The sequence below is a fragment of the Arthrobacter sp. 7Tela_A1 genome, assembly GCF_049311065.1.
GTDB lineage: Bacteria > Actinomycetota > Actinomycetes > Actinomycetales > Micrococcaceae > Arthrobacter_B.
On record NZ_JAXIOO010000012.1, the window covers coordinates 69457 to 87316 of the forward strand.

A 17860-nucleotide genomic window follows, 5' to 3' on the forward strand; every position below is an offset into this window, starting at 1 on the left:
GTGCACCCAGACTAGTTTTCATCCAGGACAGCTTCTGTCCGCATCCCGGAGTAGCTTTGGGAACATGCTCGAGACATCCGCAAGGCTGCTGCATCTGCTCTCCCTGCTGCAGCTGCGCCGTGAATGGACCGGCGCGGCTCTGGCCGATCGAATGTCCGTTACGGAACGCACAGTGCGGAGGGACATCGGCAAGCTCCGCAGCCTCGGTTATCCGATCTCAGCGTCCCCCGGGATCGCCGGAGGCTACCAGCTCGGCGCCGGAGCCCAGCTCCCTCCCCTGCTGCTCGACGACGAGGAAGCGCTCGCCGTCGCCCTGGGCCTGACCGCTGTGGCTTCCGGACCCGTGTCCGGCATTGGCGAAGCATCCATCCGTGCCCTGGTGAAGCTTGAACAGGTCCTCCCCGGCAGGCTGCGGCCCAAGTTCTCCGCCCTGCGCCAGTCGGTGAGTGTTTTGGCCGGTCCGTCGGCGGCAGCCTCCGCAGTGAACCCGGAGATCCTGACCGCCTTTTCGACGGCGATCTCGGAGCGGCGCACGGCGGCGTTCCGGTATCAGGCACTCGAATCGGCTGAGGGACGGCGCATCGTGGAGCCCTACAAGCTGGTCAGCACCGGACGGCGCTGGTACCTGGTGGCATGGTGCACCGAACGCCATGACTGGCGGACCTTCCGGGTGGACCGCTGCCAGTCGGTGCCGGTGCTCCGCGAGCGCTTCACTCCCCGCCCCCTGCCCGCCAAGGACCTCGCCGCTTACGTGCAGTCTGCCATTACCCGCAGCCCCTACCAGTACGACGTCGTGATCCGCATTGCGGCTCCGCTTGCGTCGGTGGCGGAACAGGTTCCCGCCGAGGTTGCCGTGCTGGAGGCCGACGGCCCCGGACACACCGTGCTGCGCAGCGGCTGGGACTCGCTGGACCAGCCGCTGGTTCGAATGGCAGGCATGGGAGTGGAGTTCGAAATCCTGGCTCCGGAGGAGATGCGGGAGCGGGCGCGCGCTGCCTCCGGGCTGCTTGCCCGCGCCGCCGGGGCCCTCCCTCACGCGCAGGAGGCTCTGGTTCCACCCGCTTCGCAGCCCGGCCCCGCCGTTCACCGCAAGCAGTCGCTTCCACCCACGCACTAGACTGGTGCCAACTATGGCACTGACAATTTCCTATCCCCCGCAGCTTCCAGTCTCGGAGCGCCGGGATGACATCATGGCCGCCGTTGCGGCGAACCAGGTTACCGTGATCGCCGGTGCCACAGGCTCGGGAAAAACCACCCAGATTCCGAAGATGTGCCTGGAACTGGGCCTGGCGGAGAAGGGCCTGATCGGCCACACGCAGCCCCGGCGCCTCGCAGCCCGCACTGTCGCGGAACGGATCGCTGAGGAGCTCGACGTAGAAATCGGCGCCGAAGTGGGCTTCCAGGTGAGGTTCACCGGGGAGACCAGCCGGGATACCAAGGTCAAGCTGATGACCGACGGCATCCTCCTCGCGGAAATCCAGCACGACCGCAAGCTCAAGAAGTACAGCACCATCATCATTGACGAGGCGCACGAGCGCAGCCTCAACATCGACTTCATCCTCGGTTACCTCAAGCGCCTGCTGCCCGAGCGCCCGGACCTGAAGATCATCATTACCTCCGCCACCATCGATCCCGAACGGTTCGCCCAGCACTTCGCGTCCCCGGACGGAACACCGGCCCCCATCATCGAAGTATCCGGCCGGACCTTCCCGGTGGAGATCCGCTACCGCCCGCTGAACCAGCCCGCCCTCGGAGCAGCGGACGACGAGGACGAACTCGAAGAAGACCGCGATCCGCTGGACGCCGTCTGCGACGCCGTTGACGAACTCTCCCGTGAGGCCCCCGGGGACATCCTCATCTTCTTCTCCGGCGAACGGGAAATCCGGGACGCCGCCGACGCGCTGCGCGGAACGGTCACCCGCAACCCCCGTCTCGCCAACGCGGAAATCCTGCCGCTCTATGCCCGGCTCTCCCTGGCGGAACAGCACCGGGTGTTCTCCCCCGGCAAGCAGCGCCGCATAGTCCTGGCCACGAACGTTGCGGAGACCTCGCTGACGGTCCCCGGCATCAAATACGTGATCGACACCGGCACCGCCCGCATTTCACGCTACTCGCACCGCACCAAGGTCCAGCGCCTGCCCATCGAGCGCATCTCCCAGGCTTCGGCGAACCAGCGCTCGGGCCGCTGCGGGCGCGTCTCGGACGGCATCGCCATCCGTCTCTATTCCGAAGAGGACTTTGACGCCCGGCCGGAATTCACCGACCCCGAGATCCTTCGCACCAATCTTGCCGCCGTCATCCTGCAGATGGCCGCCATGGGTGTGGCCGAGGGGCCCAAGGACGTTGCAGACTTCCCGTTCGTCCAGCCGCCGGATGCCAAAGCCGTGAACGACGGCGCGCTGCTGCTGCGCGAGCTCGGTGCCCTGCAGCCCAAGGGCGGGATCACCGTCGTCGGGCGCAAACTGGCCCAGCTCCCCGTCGACCCGCGCCTGGGCCGCATGATCGTGGAGGCCGGGCAGCGCGGCTGCGTCCGCGAAGTGATGGTCCTGGCTGCGGCACTGACCATCCAGGACCCGCGTGAACGGCCGTCCAAGGACGATCCCGCCCGGGCCCAGAAGGCCGCGGAACTGCACAAGCGCTTTATCGATGAGAACTCGGACTTCACCGGTTTCCTGAATCTCTGGCGCTACGTCCAGGAAAAGCAGAAGGAACTCTCCTCCTCCCAGTTCCGCAAGCTGTGCAAAAACGAGTTCCTGAACTTCCTGCGCATCCGGGAATGGCAGGACCTCTTCGCCCAGCTGCGGCAGCTGGCCAAGCCGCTGGGGATCACGCTTGCTCCCGGCGATGTGGATCCGGTCGGGAAAGAAAAAGACGTCCACATTTCCCTGCTCGCCGGACTGCTGAGCCACATCGGCCTCTACGACCAGCGCAAGCGCGAGTATGCCGGTGCGCGGGGTACCCGGTTCGCTGTCTTCCCCGGATCAGCCCTGTTCAAGAAGTCCCCCGACTGGGTCATGGCCGCCGAGCTGGTGGAAACCTCCCGGCTCTGGGCCCGGATCGCCGCCAAGTTTGATCCGCTGTGGGTGGAGGAAGTGGCCCCGCACCTCATCAAGCGCACCTATAGCGAGCCGCACTGGTCCAAGCGCAACGGCTCAGTCATGGCCTATGAGAAGGTCACGCTCTACGGTGTGCCGGTGATTCCACGCCGCAGCGTGAACTACGGACGCATCGATCCGGTGCTCTCCCGCGAAATGTTCATCCGGCATGCCCTGGTGGAGGGTGACTGGCGAACGCACCACAAGTTTTTCCACCGCAACCAGGCCCTGCTCGCCGAAGTCGAAGAACTGGAGACCCGGGTCCGCCGCCGCGGCCTGCGGGTGGATGACGAGACGCTCTTCGAGTTCTACGACGAGCGCATCGGTTCCGAGGTGGTCTCCGAACGGCACTTCGACAAGTGGTGGAAGCACGCCCGGCATGAGAATCCGGCGCTGCTGGACTTCGATCCGGACGCGCTGCGCACCGACGACGCCGCCGGCCTGGACGAAGCCGAGTTCCCGAAGACCTTCCGCTACGCGGACTTCGACCTGCCGCTCTCCTACGAGTTCACCCCCGGAGTTCCGGGTGCCAACGACGGCGTGACGGTCGAGGTCCCGGTGCTGTTCCTGAACCAGCTGGACCCGGAACCGTTCCGCTGGCAGATCCCCGGTCTGCGGGCCGAACTGATCACGGCGCTGATCAAGTCCCTGCCGAAGTCCATACGGAAGAACTTCATCCCCGCCCCGGATGTGGCCCGGGCTGCCGCAGCGGCCCTGGCAGCGGACTTCGACCCGGCGTCGGATCCCCTGGAACCGTCGCTTGAACTGGCCCTGCGCCGGCTCAAGGGACACATCATCCCGCCCGGTTCCTGGAACTGGGACGCCATCCCGGAACACCTGCGCATGCGCTTTTCCGTGGTGGATTCCTCCGGCCGGGTCCTGGACGAAGGCAAGGATCTTGCCGTTTTGCAGGAATCCCTGGCTCCTGCCACCCGGCGGGCAATAGCCGAATCCCTCGGGGCAACGCCGGGAACGGTAAAACCGGCGCCGAAAGCCAAGGGCAGCCCTGCACGCGCCGCGGGACCGAATGCCGCATCGAACGGGCAGGTCACGCCGTCGTTCCGGGAGGAAACCGGCCTCACTGAGTGGAGCGTCGGCACGATCCAGCGGCAGGTCGCCACCCTGGTGGCCGGCCACACCGTCACCGGCTACCCCGCCCTCGTCGACGAAGGCACCACCGCCGGCCTGCGTGTTTACCAAAGCGCAGCGGAACAGGCCGCAGCGATGCGCGGCGGAGTCATCCGTCTGCTGGCCCTGCGTGTCCCCAGTCCCGCCAAGTACGTGCTTGAACACCTCAGCAACGCGGAAAAGCTGACCTTCAGCCAAAACCCGCACGGCTCGGTGGCGGCTCTGATCCAGGACTGCACCTTGGCCGCGATTGACAAGCTCACGCCGGAGGACCTGCCCTGGTCCCGGGAAGAGTTCGATGCGCTCTATGAGAAGGTCCGGGCGGAACTGATCGACACCGTCTTCACCGTGACCGCAATCGTGGAGAAGGTCCTCTCGGCTACCCGCCGGATCCAGAAACAGCTCAAGGGCACCACCTCACTGGCGCTGATTTCGGCGCTGAATGATGTCCGCGCCCAGCTGGAGCAATTGGTCTATCCCGGCTTTGTGGCCCGGACCGGTTATGCCCAGCTCGCCCAGCTTCCGCGGTACCTGGCGGGCATCGAGCGCCGGCTGGAAAAACTGCCCACGAATGTCCAGCGGGATTCGCTGAATATGGCAGTGGTGCAGGGGCTCGAAGACGATTACGACGACGCCGTAGCGGCCCTGGCGCCCGGGCGCGGCACTCCCCCGGCACTGGCGGAGGTCCGCTGGATGATCGAAGAATTGAGGATTTCGTTCTTTGCCCAGGAACTGGGAACGGCCCGGTCCGTTTCGGAGAAACGGATCCGGACCGCCCTGAACCAGGCTTTGGCTCCGGCCTAGGCCTTCGGGATGCCCGCTAGGCCTCGGGGACGAACCGGCCGTGGCCCGCGGCCCGCAGGCCCTCGCGGATCTTCTCCGCGTTGGCAGCCATGCGGTCCTGGTCCGGATTGGTTTCTGCCCGGCTGAAGTCGAAATCCGCCAGCGAGTTGGCCGGCCAGACGTGAAGGTGCAGGTGGTCGATTTCGAAGCCGGCGATGGTCAGGCCCGCACGTTCCGCGCCGAAGGCTTCCACCTGGACCTTGCCAATCTCCTGGGCCACAGCCGTCAGCCTGGCGAGCAGGTCCGCGGGAGCGTCCGTCCACTTGTCCACTTCCCGGCGCGGAACCACCAGGGTGTGGCCGTCAGCGAGGGGGCCGATGCTGAGGAACGCGACCACGTCGTCGTCCTTCCAGACGAAGCGGCCGGGGATCTCACCCTCGATGATCCGGGTGAATAGTGTGCTCATGCGTTCTCCTTGAGGTGACTTCCGGACCAGCCCGCCGGAGCGCTGCACGGGCAGCGGCGGGGGAACGGGACGGCCGGTAAACATGGCTCTGACGCTACCCGTCCTCAGCCCCGGTCGCCACCGGCCGGCCGGGGGTGGACGACCATTCAGACCATGAGCCGGGATACAGGGCTGCCTCGAAGCCTGCCACTGCAAGCGCGGCTACCTCCGCCGCAGCGAAGACGCCGGAGCCGCAGTAGGTTGCCACGGGTTTGGAGCCGTCCACTCCGGCAGCTTCAAATCGCCCGCGCAGGACGGAAGGATCGGCGAACCGGCCCCGCGGATCCAGGTTGCCGGCGGCCGGGATGTTGACGGCACCGGGAATGTGTCCCGCCCGGGGATCGATCGGCTCGCTCTCGCCGCGGTAGCGTTCGGGGGCACGGGCATCGATCAGCACGCCCACCGACGCGATTTCACCGGCCCGCTCCATGTCCGCTGTGGGCATATGGTCCCAGGAAAGGGTGACGTTCCCGGGCTCCGGGGTCACGGGACCCTTCACCAGCTCTCCCCCGGCGTCCGCCCAGGCCTGCAGGCCGCCGTCCAGCAGCCTTGCGTGCGGATAACCGGCATGGCGCAGCAGCCACCAGGCGCGGGCGGCGGCGCTGCCTCCGGAAGCGTCATACGCCACCACGAGGTCGCCGTCGTTGATCCCCCACCACTTGGCCATCGCGGCAAAGACCGACGGTGAGGGCAGCGGGTGCCGGCCGCCGGGTCCGGGAGGCGAGGAGAGTTCGGTGTCCAGGTCAACGTAGACGGCCCCGGGGAGATGCCCGGCCGCGTAGCGCAGGTAGCCGTCCGTGCGGCCGAGCTCCCAGCGCACGTCCAGCAGCCGAACCGGTGCGCCGCTTTCGAGCACGTCTGACAATTCTTGCGGGCTGATCAGCACCTCCGTCATACGTCCACCGATTCTCCGGCTGCGAGGCTGACGTACTGCGTGCCGTACATGGGGCCGAAGCGTTCCAGGTGCTTCTCCACCACGCCGCGTCCGTTCCCGTTCAGCAGCGCGTCGTGGATGGGGTAAGCGGTCTCTGCGCCGCAGGCAATGACGAAATCGATCACCTCGCCGACCTTGGACCAGGGGGCGTGGATTGGCACCAGCAGGGTACGGGCCTTCAGTCCGTGCGGGACCGTAAAGGAATCCCCGGGATGGTAAATGCCGTCCTCGATCAGATACGCCACGTTTTCCACCATGGGCACCAGCGGATGAATCAGGGCATGCTGGAATCCGAACGAACGCACGGCTATCGGGCCAATGGTGAAAGCTGTGCCGGGCTCGACGTCGTGAATGCGGGTTCGGACGTCCTCAGCTGCGTCTGCCCGCAGGGAACCGGCCAGCACCGGCGGTGCATACAGGTGGAGGTTCGGGGCCGCTGCGAGGATGGGCAGCACCCGCTCCCGGTCGATGTGGTCCGCATGTTCATGCGTCACCAGGATGGCATCAGCACTCTCCAGGGCTTGATCCACCTCTGAAAAGGTGCCGGGATCCAGCACCAGCACGGTGCCTTCTTTTTCGAAACGGACACAGGAATGGGAGTACTTGGTCATTTTCATAGGGTCACGATACTCCGCCGGGTTCCGGCAGCGGCCGGGACGAAGCCGGAGCGAAGCGGCAATGGCGCTGATAATCTGGGGAAGGTCCGACTTACCCACCAGAGCAGGAGATTCCATGCCAGCGCAGCCCTCCCCTCCGCGGCGGCCGGCCGAGCCCCGGGTTACGCGGCAGCGCCTCGCCGTGGGACGGACGCTGGACTCCCTGGACGACTTCGTCAGCACGCAGGAACTGCACCGCCTACTGCAGGACCGCGGCGAGCAGGTTTCACTGGCCACCACCTACCGGATCCTGCAGTCCCTGGCGGATGAAGAACAGGTCGATGTGCTCCGCGGTGCCGACGGCGAGGCCCTGTACCGTCGGTGCGAAGCTGCGCACCATCACCACCACCTGGTGTGCCGCAAGTGCGGGAAGGCTGTGGAAGTGGAAGCTCCTGCAGTGGAGAACTGGGCAGCGCGTCTCGGCAAGGAGCACGGCTTCACCGACGTTGCCCATACCGTTGAGGTCTTTGGGCTCTGCCCCGACTGTTCCCGCTAAGGCGTAACGGGTTCCTCCGCTACGCGGCAGGGCTGGCCTGCAGGCGCCTGCTGCGGCCGCGGACCTGCATGATGACCCGGCAGACCAGGTAGATCGCGAAGGAAATCGTGGTGACGTAGGGGCTGATCGGAATCCGGCCGCCCAGCGCCAGCAGGATCCCGCCCACCGCGGAAACCAGTGCAAAGATCACGCTCAGTGCCACCACCAGCCGCGGCGAAGATGTCACCAGCAGGGCTGCCGCCGCCGGGGTGATCAGCAGCGAGAGCACCAGCAGGGCACCGACCACCTGGATCGACAGCGCCACGGACAGGCCGAGCAGGAACATAAACACGATCGAGAGCGCGCCCACCGGGACACCGCGGGCCTCGGCGAGTTCCGGATCGGCACTGGCGAACGTCAGCGGCCGCCACACCACCAGGAGGCCAACAATGACGACGGCGGCGCAGATCGCCAGCAGGTTCAGCTGGACGCTGTCCACGGCGACGATCTGTCCGGTCAGCAGGCCGAACTTGTTGGCTGAGCGGCCCTCATACAGGGCCAGGAACAGGATGCCCAGGCCCAGCCCAAAGGGCATGATGACGCCGGTGATGGAGTTCCGGTCCCGGGCCCGCAGCCCCAGCAGCGCCAGCAGCAGGGCTGCGGCGATGGAGCCGACCAGCGATCCGAGGACAACGTTGACGCCCAGCAGCAGTGCCAGCGCCGCTCCGGCAAAAGACAGCTCGGCGATGCCGTGGACGGCGAACGCCAGGTCCCGCATCATCACGAAGACGCCGATCATTCCCCCGACCAGGCCCAGGATGGCGGCAGCCCACAGCGAGTTGGATACCAGCGGCAGCAGCTGCCCGTAGTCACGGAAGTCGAAAACGGTGGAGAAAAAGTCAGAAAGGTCCATGGTCGCCTTCGGGGTCGCCGTGGTGGTGCGTGGTGGCGTCCGGGACGCCCAGCACCACGATCCGGCCGTGGCTGCGCAGCACCTCCACATGGGAACCGTACATATCCGAGAGCACGTCCGAGCGCAGTACTTCATCCGGGGTTCCGGTGCGGAAGGAACCGCCCGCCAGGTACAGGACCCGGTCCACGTAGTCGATGATCGGATTGATTTCGTGCGTCACGAAGACGACGGCGGAGTCGTGGACATGGCAGCGCGCATCGATGAGGGCGCTGATGGCCTGCTGGTGGTGGAGGTCCAGGGACAGCAGCGGCTCGTCGCAGAGCAGCAGGTCGGGGTCCGTAGCCAGTGCCTGTGCCGCGCGCAGGCGCTGCAATTCTCCGCCGGACAGCATGCCCACGGGCTGGTCGGCATAGCTGCCGGCACCTACCTGGGCCAGGAGTTCGTCCACCCGCCGGCGCACCGGGGCGCGGCGCAGGCGCACGCCCCATCTGTCGCCGTCGACCCCCATTCCCACCAGGTCCCGGCCGCGCAGCGGCGTGCCGGCAGCAAAGGACTTCTGCTGCGGAATGTAGCCGATGTCCTTGCTTCCCCGTTCGACCTTCCGGCCGTTAATCCTCACAGTCCCCGCACTGAGCGGCTGCAACCCGAGGAGCACCTTCAGCAACGTGGTCTTGCCGGTGCCGTTGGGGCCAAGGACGGCCAAGAATTCTCCGGCGTTGATGTCCAGGTCCAGGCCTTCCCACAGCGTGCGGCTGCCGAAGGCCATGGAGGCACCCCGCAGCTGCACGACGGCGCGGGTCACTTCAGGACGCCCTCAAGTGCATCGACGTTCGAGTTCATCCAGCCAAGATAGTCCTGCCCCTCAGGCAGGGTCTCGGAGAAATCGAGAACGGGCACGCCGGCGTCTTCTGCCGCAGCGCGGACGGCTTCCGTCTGCGACGTGGATGTCTGGTCGTTATAGGCCAGGAACGCAATGTCCCCGGAGGCCACGAGGTCCTGCATCTGTTTCAGGACTGCCGGAGGCACATCGGAGCCTTCCTCCACGGCTTCGGTGAAATCCGCGGGTGTGACGTTGTGCAGTCCGGCGTCTTCGAGCAGGTACTCGGGCACCGGCTCGGTCATGGCAACGTCCCGGTCCCCGCCCGGGGCACGGAGGGCTTCCACGCGTGTTTCCAGTTCCGCGATGCCGTCGCTGAACGCCGCCGCGTTGCCGCGGAAAGCCGCTTCGTTCGCCGGGTCGAGTTCGGCGAGCCGCTCGGCTGCCGCCTCTGCCAGCAGGGCCATTGCCGACGGGTCGTACCAGACATGTTCGTTGAATCCGCCGTGGGAGTGTCCGTCATGCGCGTCCGCGGACCCGGAGCCGGTTTCGGCGTTCTCCGAGCCGTGCGTGTGGTCTGAGCCGTCTTCCAGGCCGGAAATCTCGACGGCGTTCAGGACGTCCTCGGAAGGCACGCCCTCGTCCTCGACGAGGACTTCCATGAAGCTGTCATATCCGCCGCCGTTCAGGACGATGAGTCCTGCCCCGGATACAGCGAGCTTGTCCCGTGCCGTTGCCTCGTAGGAGTGGGGATCCTGGGACGGGCGGTTGATGATCGATTCAACGCTGACGTATTTCCCGCCCACCGACTCCAGGATGTTCCCGTAGACATTGGTGGACGCGACCACCCGGATAGTTCCCTCGTCGGTGTCCTGGCCCCCTCCGTCACCCGATGAGCAGGCTGACAGCGCAAGGGCTGTGGCGGCGATGGTTCCGGCCACGCGGAAGGGCAGGCGGCGCATAGAGTCAGTATCCCCGTTTCAGGTAATGGTGCAGCCTCCGGGAATACCGGAGGCTGCCAGCATAACGCAAACGCGAATCATTCGCATCTGAGTTCGGGTCAGCCGCTGAAGCTCTCCCCTGTTCGGCGGGAGCCCTGCGCCTGCGTGGCGTCACGGATCTCCCCGACCAGCTGTTCAATGATGTCCTCGAGGAAGAGGACACCCTTCGTCTGCCCGTCCGTCCCCAGGACCCGGGCCACATGCGACCCGGTGCGCTGCATGACGGCAAGCGCATCCTCGATCCCGTCGTCCAGGCGGAGGTTCGCCAGCGTCCGGACCTTGTTCTCGGTAATCGGGCGCTCGTAAGCCTCCTCGGGGATGGCCATGACGTCCTTCAGGTGCATGTACCCCGTGAAGTTCCCGGCGTCGTCCATCAGCACGAACCGGGAGAAACCGGTCCGGCCCACCGCCTTTTCAAACTCCGCCGGAGTACAGTCGGTGCGCAGCGTGACCAGGCCGTCCAGCGGAACCATTACTTCACCCGCGGTCTGGCCGGAGAATTCCAGGGCCCCGGAGATCACGCCGGAATCATCGGCCACGAGCCCGTGGCGGGTGGACTCCTGGACGATCGACTGCACTTCCTGCAGGGTGAAGGAGGACGTGACCTCGTCTTTGGGGGTGACGCCCACCAGGCGCAGCGCGTGGTTGGCAACCCAGTTCAGGCTGGCAGTCACCGGACGCACCGCCCGTGAGACCATCACCAGCGGCGGAGCCAGGGCCAGGGCGGCGCGGTCGGCCACGGAGACTGAGATGTTCTTCGGAACCATCTCGCCAATGGTCACGTGCAGGAACGTCACGAACAGCAGCGCCACCAGGAAGCCGGCCAGGTCGGCCACTTCCACCGGAACGCCCACAGCCTCCAGCGGCACCGCCATCAGGTGGTGGATGGCCGGTTCGGCGACGTAGAGGATCAGCAGGGAGCACACCGTGATGCCCAGCTGGGCGCATGCGAGCATCAGGGAGACGTGCTCCATGGCCCACAGCGTGGTCTTGGCCCGTTTTGATCCGGCTTCGGCCAGCGGTTCAATCTGGCTGCGGCGGGCCGACATGACCGCAAACTCGGCGCCAACGAAGAACGCGTTGCCCAGCAGCAGGATGACGAGCCAGAAAATGCCTGCGAGATCGTTCATCGGGCACCTTCCCTGCGTGCCGGAACCGCCGTCGCACCGTGGACCGGGCGGCCTTCATCCTCGTCTTCTTCCGGCGAAGGAATGAAGCAGACACGGTCGATGCGCCGCCCGTCCATCCGCTCGACTTCCAGCAGCCCGCCCGGAACAGGCACGGTATCGCCGGGTTCGGCGATCCGCCCCAGACCGGCCATGATGTAGCCGCCCACCGTCTCGTACCCGGCCTCGTCAGGAACATCCAGCGAAGGAATGAGCTCCGAGACCTCGTCAGGGCGCATGATGCCCGGGAAATACCAGTAACCGGAGGCACTCTGCAGTACGCCGGGCTTCAGCTTGTCATGCTCGTCGGAGACCTCTCCGACGATTTCCTCGACCAGGTCCTCCAGCGTTGCCACACCCGCGGTTCCGCCGTACTCATCGAGCACGACAGCCAGCTGCAGGTTGGCACTGCGCAGTTCGGAAAGCAGCGAGTCCAGGTGCACCGTCTCGGGCACCCGCAGGACCTCGCTCATGATGGCCGCGGCGGGAAGCTCCGAGCGCTTGTGGCGGGGAACCGCCACCGCTTTCTTCACGTGCACCACGCCGCGGATGTCATCCGGTGAATCCCCCAGGATAGGAAAGCGTGAATACCCGGTGCGGCGCGCCGCTTCGATCACATCAGCAACGGGCTGCTCTGAATCAATCGTTTCCAGGCGGATGCGCGGAGTCATCACATCGGCGGCGGTACGTTCGGAGAAGGACAGGGTGCGGGCCAGGAAGTTGGCCGTCCCCTGGTCGAGGGTTCCCATTTGAGCCGAACGCCGGACCATCGAGGAGAGCTCCGCCGGCGTCCGTGCCCCCGATACCTCTTCCTTGGCTTCGAGGCCGAACAGGTTCAGGACCTTGTTGGAGAAGCCGTTGAGTACCAGGATTGCCGGCTTAAAGACAAAGGTAAAAGCAAGCTGCGGCCGTGCCAGCACCCGCCCCACCTTGAACGGCAGGGCAATGGACATGTTCTTGGGAATCAGTTCACCCAGCAGCATCGACAGCAGCGTCGCCAGCACCATGGCAGCAATCACCGAAACAGACAGTGCAGCCGCCGGCGGAAGGCCCAGGGCAGCGAGCGGCCCCTGGAGAAGCCGTCCCACGGACGGCTCCATCACAAAACCGGTGAGCAGCGTCGTCAGGGTAATGCCAAGCTGGCAGCTTGAGAGCTGGGTGGAAAGTGTGGTCAGGCAGCGCAGCAGCGGCTCCGCACCGGTGTCACCGTCGGCGACTGCCCGCCTGACAGTGGGCTGGTCGAGGGCCACGAGGGAAAACTCGACGGCGACGAAAAAGCCGGTGCCGCAGATCAGCAGCAGGCCGGCAAGGAGGAATAACCACTCCATTTAGGAAGCCACCCCCGCTTTGCAGCTTGGTGACTGGGCTTCCGCGGAGCACTGTGGCGGATAACCGCCGGACGGAGGATGGTCGGCTGATGCCGTACTGGAAGGCTCCGATGAGGCGGCCGGAGAATGCGGGGATCGTGTGCGGGCGTTGCCGGCTCTGTGCATCCGAACTGCGGTAACCGCAGCTGTGGAGGCAGGCCGGCGCCTAGAGTTGCTGTCCATAGACCTTCCAGTTTACAGCTTCCGCTTCCAGGCACCAGATCCACTTTCGGAGGCACCGGGGTACCTGCGGAGCGCGTGCCGCGTCAGCTGCACCACCAGTGGATGTGATGCATCACACATCCACACGCCGCCGAGATTGGCCACTTGCGTCGATCTGTAACTAGACTTGCAACCAAGTCTCGGTCACTGCGCACCGGGCCGCACCAGCAAGTCTTGAGGCGGAAACGCTCAGATCATGGTGCCATCAGGGCAAACGGCAACTCATGGAAGAGGCGTATAACTAGTGCCAGACCAACCCAACCACCGCCTGCCGGAGGAATTCGGCGGGAACGAATGGCTTGTCGACGAATTGTACGAGCAGTTCCTCAAGGACAGGAACTCGGTCGACAAGAAGTGGTGGAGCATTTTCGACTCCTTCAAGACGGAGGACGGGAAGCAGGCTGAGGGCGGATCTGCCTCAGGCAACGGCTCGACCCCGCCCAGCGAACTCGGTACGAATCCGGCAACGCGCCAGCTTCCTGTCGTCCAGACAGAGGCACAGGCCCCCAAGGCCTCAGGTGAATCGCCGGCAGCCACGCAGCAGTCCGGCAAGCCGCCCGTAGCCAAGGAAGCCTCGGCTCCCCAGGACGAGCCCAAGTCTGCCGAAGCAGCCGCCAAGCCCGCCCCCATCCCGGCGCAGCTCCCCAAGACGAAGCCCAGCACCCAGACCGAAGAGGACACCGTTACTGTCCTGCGCGGTCCGGCCAAGGCCATCGCCACGAACATGGACCTCAGCCTGAGTGTCCCCACAGCCACCACCGTGCGTGCCGTACCGGCCAAGCTGCTGATCGACAACCGCATTGTCATCAACAGCCACCTGGAACGTGCCCGCGGCGGCAAGGTCTCCTTCACGCACCTGCTCGGTTACGCCATCATCCGTGCCGCGGCCCAGTTCCCGTCCCAGAACGTGTACTACGACGAGGTGGACGGCAAGCCCGTTGCTGTCCAGCCCGCGCACATCAACTTCGGCCTCGCCGTCGACATGCCGAAGCCGGACGGCACCCGCCTGCTGGTGGTCCCGAACATCAAGAAGGCCGAGACACTGAACTTCTCGGAGTTCTGGCACGCCTACGAAGACCTGGTGAAGCGCACGCGCGCCGGCAAGCTCACCGCCGACGATTACAAGGGGACGACCATCTCCCTGACAAACCCGGGCGGCATCGGGACGGTTCATTCCGTTCCCCGCCTCTCCAAGGGCCAGGCCTGCATCATCGGTGCAGGTGCCCTTGAGTACCCGGCGGAGTTCCAGGGCGCGAATGAGAAGATCCTCGCCCGCAACGCTATTTCAAAGGTCATCACGCTGACCTCCACCTATGACCACCGCGTCATCCAGGGAGCCGGCAGCGGCGAGTTCCTGCGCATCGTCCACCAGCTGCTGCTGGGCGAGCAGAACTTCTACGACGACGTCTTCGAGTCCCTGCGCATCCCGTACGAGCCGGTTCGCTGGAGCCCCGACATCCAGGTCAACCCGGATGAGCAGGTCAACAAGGTTGCCCGCATCCAGCAGCTGATCCACGCCTACCGCGTGCGCGGCCACCTGATGGCGGACACCAACCCGCTCGAGTACGTCCAGCGCCGCCACGCTGACCTGGACATCCTCAACCACGGCCTGACCCTCTGGGACCTGGACCGCGAATGGCCCACCGGCGGATTCGGCGGCAAGCCGATGCTGAAGCTGCGCAAGATCCTCGGTGTCCTGCGGGATGCCTACTGCCGCACGGCAGGCATCGAGTACATGCACATCCAGGATCCGGAAGAGCGCAACTGGTTCCAGGACCGCCTTGAGGCTCCCTACAGCAAGCCTTCCCGCGAAGAGCAGCTGCGCATCCTCAGCAAGCTCAACGCTGCTGAAGCGTTCGAGACGTTCCTGCAGACCAAGTTCGTCGGCCAGAAGCGCTTCTCCCTCGAAGGCGGCGAATCGCTGATTCCGCTGCTGGACGCGATCATTTCCGGTGCCGCAGACGAAGGCATGGAAGAAGTCGGAATCGGCATGGCCCACCGCGGCCGCCTGAACGTGCTGACCAACATCGCCGGCAAGACCTATGCCCAGGTCTTCCGCGAATTCGAGGGCACCCAGGATCCGCGCTCCGTCCAGGGCTCCGGCGACGTGAAGTACCACCTCGGCACCGAGGGAACGTTCACGTCGGACAACGGCAACCAGACGAAGGTCTACCTGGCTGCCAACCCGTCGCACCTCGAGGCCGGCGACTCGGTCCTCGAAGGAATCGTCCGCGCCAAGCAGGACCGGCTGGACCGCGGGGATGAATTCCCCGTCCTGCCGATCCTCATCCACGGTGATGCTGCCTTCGCCGGACAGGGCGTGGTGGCGGAGACGCTCAACCTCTCCCAGCTGCGCGGCTACCGCACCGGCGGCACCATCCACGTGATCGTGAACAACCAGGTCGGCTTCACCACCGCCCCGACGTCCTCACGCTCCTCCGTTTACGCGACGGACGTTGCCAAGATGGTCCAGGCACCGATCTTCCACGTGAACGGCGACGATCCGGAGCAGGTTGTCCGGATGGCCCAGCTGGCCTTCGACTACCGCCAGCGGTTCAACAAGGACGTCGTCATCGACATGGTCTGCTACCGCCGCCGCGGACACAATGAGGGCGACGATCCCTCGATGACGCAGCCGATGATGTACTCGCTGATCGAAGCGAAGCGTTCCGTGCGCAAGCTGTACACCGAGTCCCTGATTGGACGCGGCGACATCAGCCAGGAAGAAGCGGAGCAGGCGCTGCGCGACTACCAGAGCCGCCTGGAGCGGGTCTTCGCCGAGACGCACGCCGCCCAGACCTCGCCGATCCCGGTCATCACCAAGGATTCCGAGGCTGTCTCCGACCTGGAACGCCCTGCTGCCCAGCAGGAAGGCTCCACCGTCGTCGCGCCGTCCACCACGGCGATCTCCGCGGACACCCTCGCGCACATCGGCAAGGCGCACGTGGCGGTCCCTGAGGGCTTCACCGTGCATCCGAAGCTGAAGTCACTGCTGGAAAAGCGCGAGCAGATGTCCCGCGAGGGCAACATCGACTGGGGCTTCGCGGAAATTGCGGCCTTCGGTTCGCTGCTGATGGAAGGTGTTCCCGTCCGCCTGGCCGGACAGGACTCCCGCCGCGGCACGTTTACCCAGCGCCACGCTGTCTTCCACGACCGGGCAACCGGCGCCGAGTGGATGCCGCTGGGAGAACTGGACCCGAACCAGGCCAAGCTGTGGATCTACGACTCCCTGCTTTCCGAATTCGCAGCCCTCGGCTTCGAATACGGCTACTCAGTGGAACGCCCCGATGCCCTCGTCCTGTGGGAAGCGCAGTTCGGCGACTTCGTCAACGGCGCGCAGACCATCATTGACGAGTTCATTTCCTCGGCCGAGCAGAAGTGGGGCCAGCGCTCCTCGCTCGTCATGATGCTGCCGCACGGCTATGAGGGCCAGGGCCCGGACCACTCTTCGGCCAGGATCGAGCGCTTCCTGCAGCTGTGTGCCGAGGACAACATGATCGTGGCGAACCCGACCACCGGTGCCTCGCACTTCCACCTGCTGCGCCGCCAGGCGTACAGCCGGCCGCGCAAGCCGCTGGTGATCTTCACTCCGAAGCAGCTGCTGCGCCTGAAGGCCGCCGCGACTTCGGTGGAGGAGTTCACCCAGGGTTCCTTCCAGCCGGTCATCGGCGAGCATGCCGAACTGGATGCGAACGCCGTCGACAAGGTGCTCCTGGTCTCCGGCCGTCTCTACTACGATCTGCTGGCCAACCGCCAGAAGACCAATGACGAGAAGACGGCGATCATCCGCGTCGAGCAGCTTTACCCGCTGCCGGTCAACGAGATCAAGGAAGCCGTGGCGAAGTACCCGAATGCCGAGATTGTGTGGGCGCAGGACGAGCCCGCCAACCAGGGTCCGTGGCCGTTTATCGGTCTGAACCTGCCGCAGGAACTGGACCGGCCGCTGCGGCTGGCTTCCCGTCCGGCGTCAGCATCGACCGCAACCGGCTCGGCCAAGCGCCACGCAGTTGAGCAGGACATCCTGGTCAAGAAGGCCTTCGAACGCCGATAGTAGGCTAGGTTTGGGTGGGGCACCGGTGGTGCCCCACCCGGCTTTTAACGCAATCCTTTCTCTGGATATCCCGTCAAATGGAAAAGGCAACTCGTGGAACAACGCAGAATCAGGCTCGCTGCGGTCGGTGACGAACTGCTCGCCGGACACGGTGATCCCCGCGCGCTGGGCTGGCTGGGCCGTGTGCTCGCCCGTACGACGCCGGAAACCGCACAGCTCGAGGCGTACAGCCTTGCTGCTCCCGGCGAAGGCACCGAAGCACTGGCAAACCGCTGGCTGATGGAGGCCGGCCGCAGGTTCGATGAGAGCTGCGAGAACCGCCTGGTCATCGGCCTTTCGGACCGCGACCTTGATCTGGAACTCTCGACGGCACGCAGTCGGCTGAACCTGGCCAACATCCTCGACGGCGCTGCCCAGATGAGCATCAAGGTCCTGGTCGTAGGTCCTCCCCCGGGCCTCGATGCGGAGCGCAACCGGAAGCTGGCGGATCTCTCCGCTGCTTTCGGGGATGTCACGACGCGGCGCAAGCATGTCTATGTCGATACCCTGACGCCGCTGCTGAACCATGAGCAGTGGCGCACCGACCTCGCTGCCAACGGCGGCACCCCCGGACAGGCCGGCTACGGGCTGATCGCCTGGCTGGTCCTGCACCGCGGCTGGTTCCGCTGGCTCGACCTGCCGGACATGAACTGAAATCTTCCTGCTCGGCAATGCCGGGCCGGGGGCCGCCGGGGCGGCCGGGCCGGC

The 17860-nt window shown here is 65.7% G+C and carries 13 protein-coding genes; 5 read left to right on the top strand and 8 right to left on the bottom strand.

Translation table 11 applies throughout. From position 1 onward, the window contains the following. Window positions 1-64 precede the first annotated feature (64 nt). Both TVB01_RS07415 and hrpA read left to right on the top strand, forming a co-directional pair. A complete protein-coding gene (locus TVB01_RS07415) occupies window positions 65-1117 on the top strand; it encodes a helix-turn-helix transcriptional regulator (protein ID WP_422455268.1) in 1053 nt (350 codons plus the stop codon). 13 nt (window positions 1118-1130) lie between these two features. After that, a complete protein-coding gene (gene hrpA / locus TVB01_RS07420; protein ID WP_422455269.1) occupies window positions 1131-5027 on the top strand; it encodes an ATP-dependent RNA helicase HrpA in 3897 nt (1298 codons plus the stop codon). A 16-nt stretch (window positions 5028-5043) separates the two neighbouring features. Here hrpA and TVB01_RS07425 read toward each other — a convergent pair whose 3' ends face one another. From TVB01_RS07425 to TVB01_RS07435, 3 genes are all read right to left on the bottom strand, one after another. Further along, window positions 5044-5472: an HIT family protein gene (locus TVB01_RS07425; protein WP_422455270.1), complete on the bottom strand. Its 429-nt coding sequence runs from the start codon at window positions 5470-5472 to the stop codon at window positions 5044-5046. A 94-nt stretch (window positions 5473-5566) separates the two neighbouring features. Continuing rightward, complete coding sequence (locus tag TVB01_RS07430) at window positions 5567-6406, bottom strand: sulfurtransferase (protein ID WP_422455271.1); 840 nt, start codon at window positions 6404-6406, stop codon at window positions 5567-5569. Next, the gene (locus TVB01_RS07435; RefSeq protein ID WP_422455272.1) at window positions 6403-7062 is read right to left on the bottom strand and encodes an MBL fold metallo-hydrolase; all 660 of its coding nucleotides are present in this window, start codon (window positions 7060-7062) and stop codon (window positions 6403-6405) included. The genes TVB01_RS07430 and TVB01_RS07435 overlap by 4 nt, the downstream gene beginning before the upstream one ends. A 115-nt stretch (window positions 7063-7177) precedes the next feature. On the opposite strand from TVB01_RS07435, the gene TVB01_RS07440 reads away from it, so the two are divergent. Then, window positions 7178-7597, top strand: coding sequence for a Fur family transcriptional regulator (locus TVB01_RS07440; protein WP_422455273.1), 420 nt, complete (start codon window positions 7178-7180; stop codon window positions 7595-7597). A gap of 19 nt (window positions 7598-7616) precedes the next feature. Here TVB01_RS07440 and TVB01_RS07445 read toward each other — a convergent pair whose 3' ends face one another. The 5 genes from TVB01_RS07445 to TVB01_RS07465 form a co-directional block, all read right to left on the bottom strand. After that, the gene (locus TVB01_RS07445; RefSeq protein WP_422455274.1) at window positions 7617-8489 is read right to left on the bottom strand and encodes a metal ABC transporter permease; all 873 of its coding nucleotides are present in this window, start codon (window positions 8487-8489) and stop codon (window positions 7617-7619) included. Next, window positions 8476-9255, bottom strand: coding sequence for a metal ABC transporter ATP-binding protein (locus tag TVB01_RS07450; protein WP_422455280.1), 780 nt, complete (start codon window positions 9253-9255; stop codon window positions 8476-8478). Before TVB01_RS07450 ends, TVB01_RS07445 begins: the two co-directional genes overlap by 14 nt. Before the next feature lie 32 nt (window positions 9256-9287). Then, the gene (locus TVB01_RS07455) at window positions 9288-10268 is read right to left on the bottom strand and encodes a metal ABC transporter solute-binding protein, Zn/Mn family (protein WP_422455275.1); all 981 of its coding nucleotides are present in this window, start codon (window positions 10266-10268) and stop codon (window positions 9288-9290) included. A 98-nt stretch (window positions 10269-10366) separates the two neighbouring features. After that, on the bottom strand, window positions 10367-11437 hold the full coding sequence (locus tag TVB01_RS07460; RefSeq protein ID WP_422455276.1) for a hemolysin family protein: 1071 nt from the start codon (window positions 11435-11437) through the stop codon (window positions 10367-10369). Beyond that, the gene (locus TVB01_RS07465; protein WP_422455277.1) at window positions 11434-12801 is read right to left on the bottom strand and encodes a hemolysin family protein; all 1368 of its coding nucleotides are present in this window, start codon (window positions 12799-12801) and stop codon (window positions 11434-11436) included. The genes TVB01_RS07460 and TVB01_RS07465 overlap by 4 nt, the downstream gene beginning before the upstream one ends. 505 nt (window positions 12802-13306) lie before the next feature. Between TVB01_RS07465 and TVB01_RS07470 the strand changes: the two genes are divergently transcribed. Beyond that, entirely contained in the window at window positions 13307-17113 is a 3807-nt protein-coding gene (locus tag TVB01_RS07470) for a multifunctional oxoglutarate decarboxylase/oxoglutarate dehydrogenase thiamine pyrophosphate-binding subunit/dihydrolipoyllysine-residue succinyltransferase subunit (protein WP_422455278.1), read from the top strand. 93 nt (window positions 17114-17206) lie between these two features. Further along, entirely contained in the window at window positions 17207-17806 is a 600-nt protein-coding gene (locus TVB01_RS07475; protein ID WP_227894606.1) for a GDSL-type esterase/lipase family protein, read from the top strand. Window positions 17807-17860 lie beyond the last annotated feature (54 nt).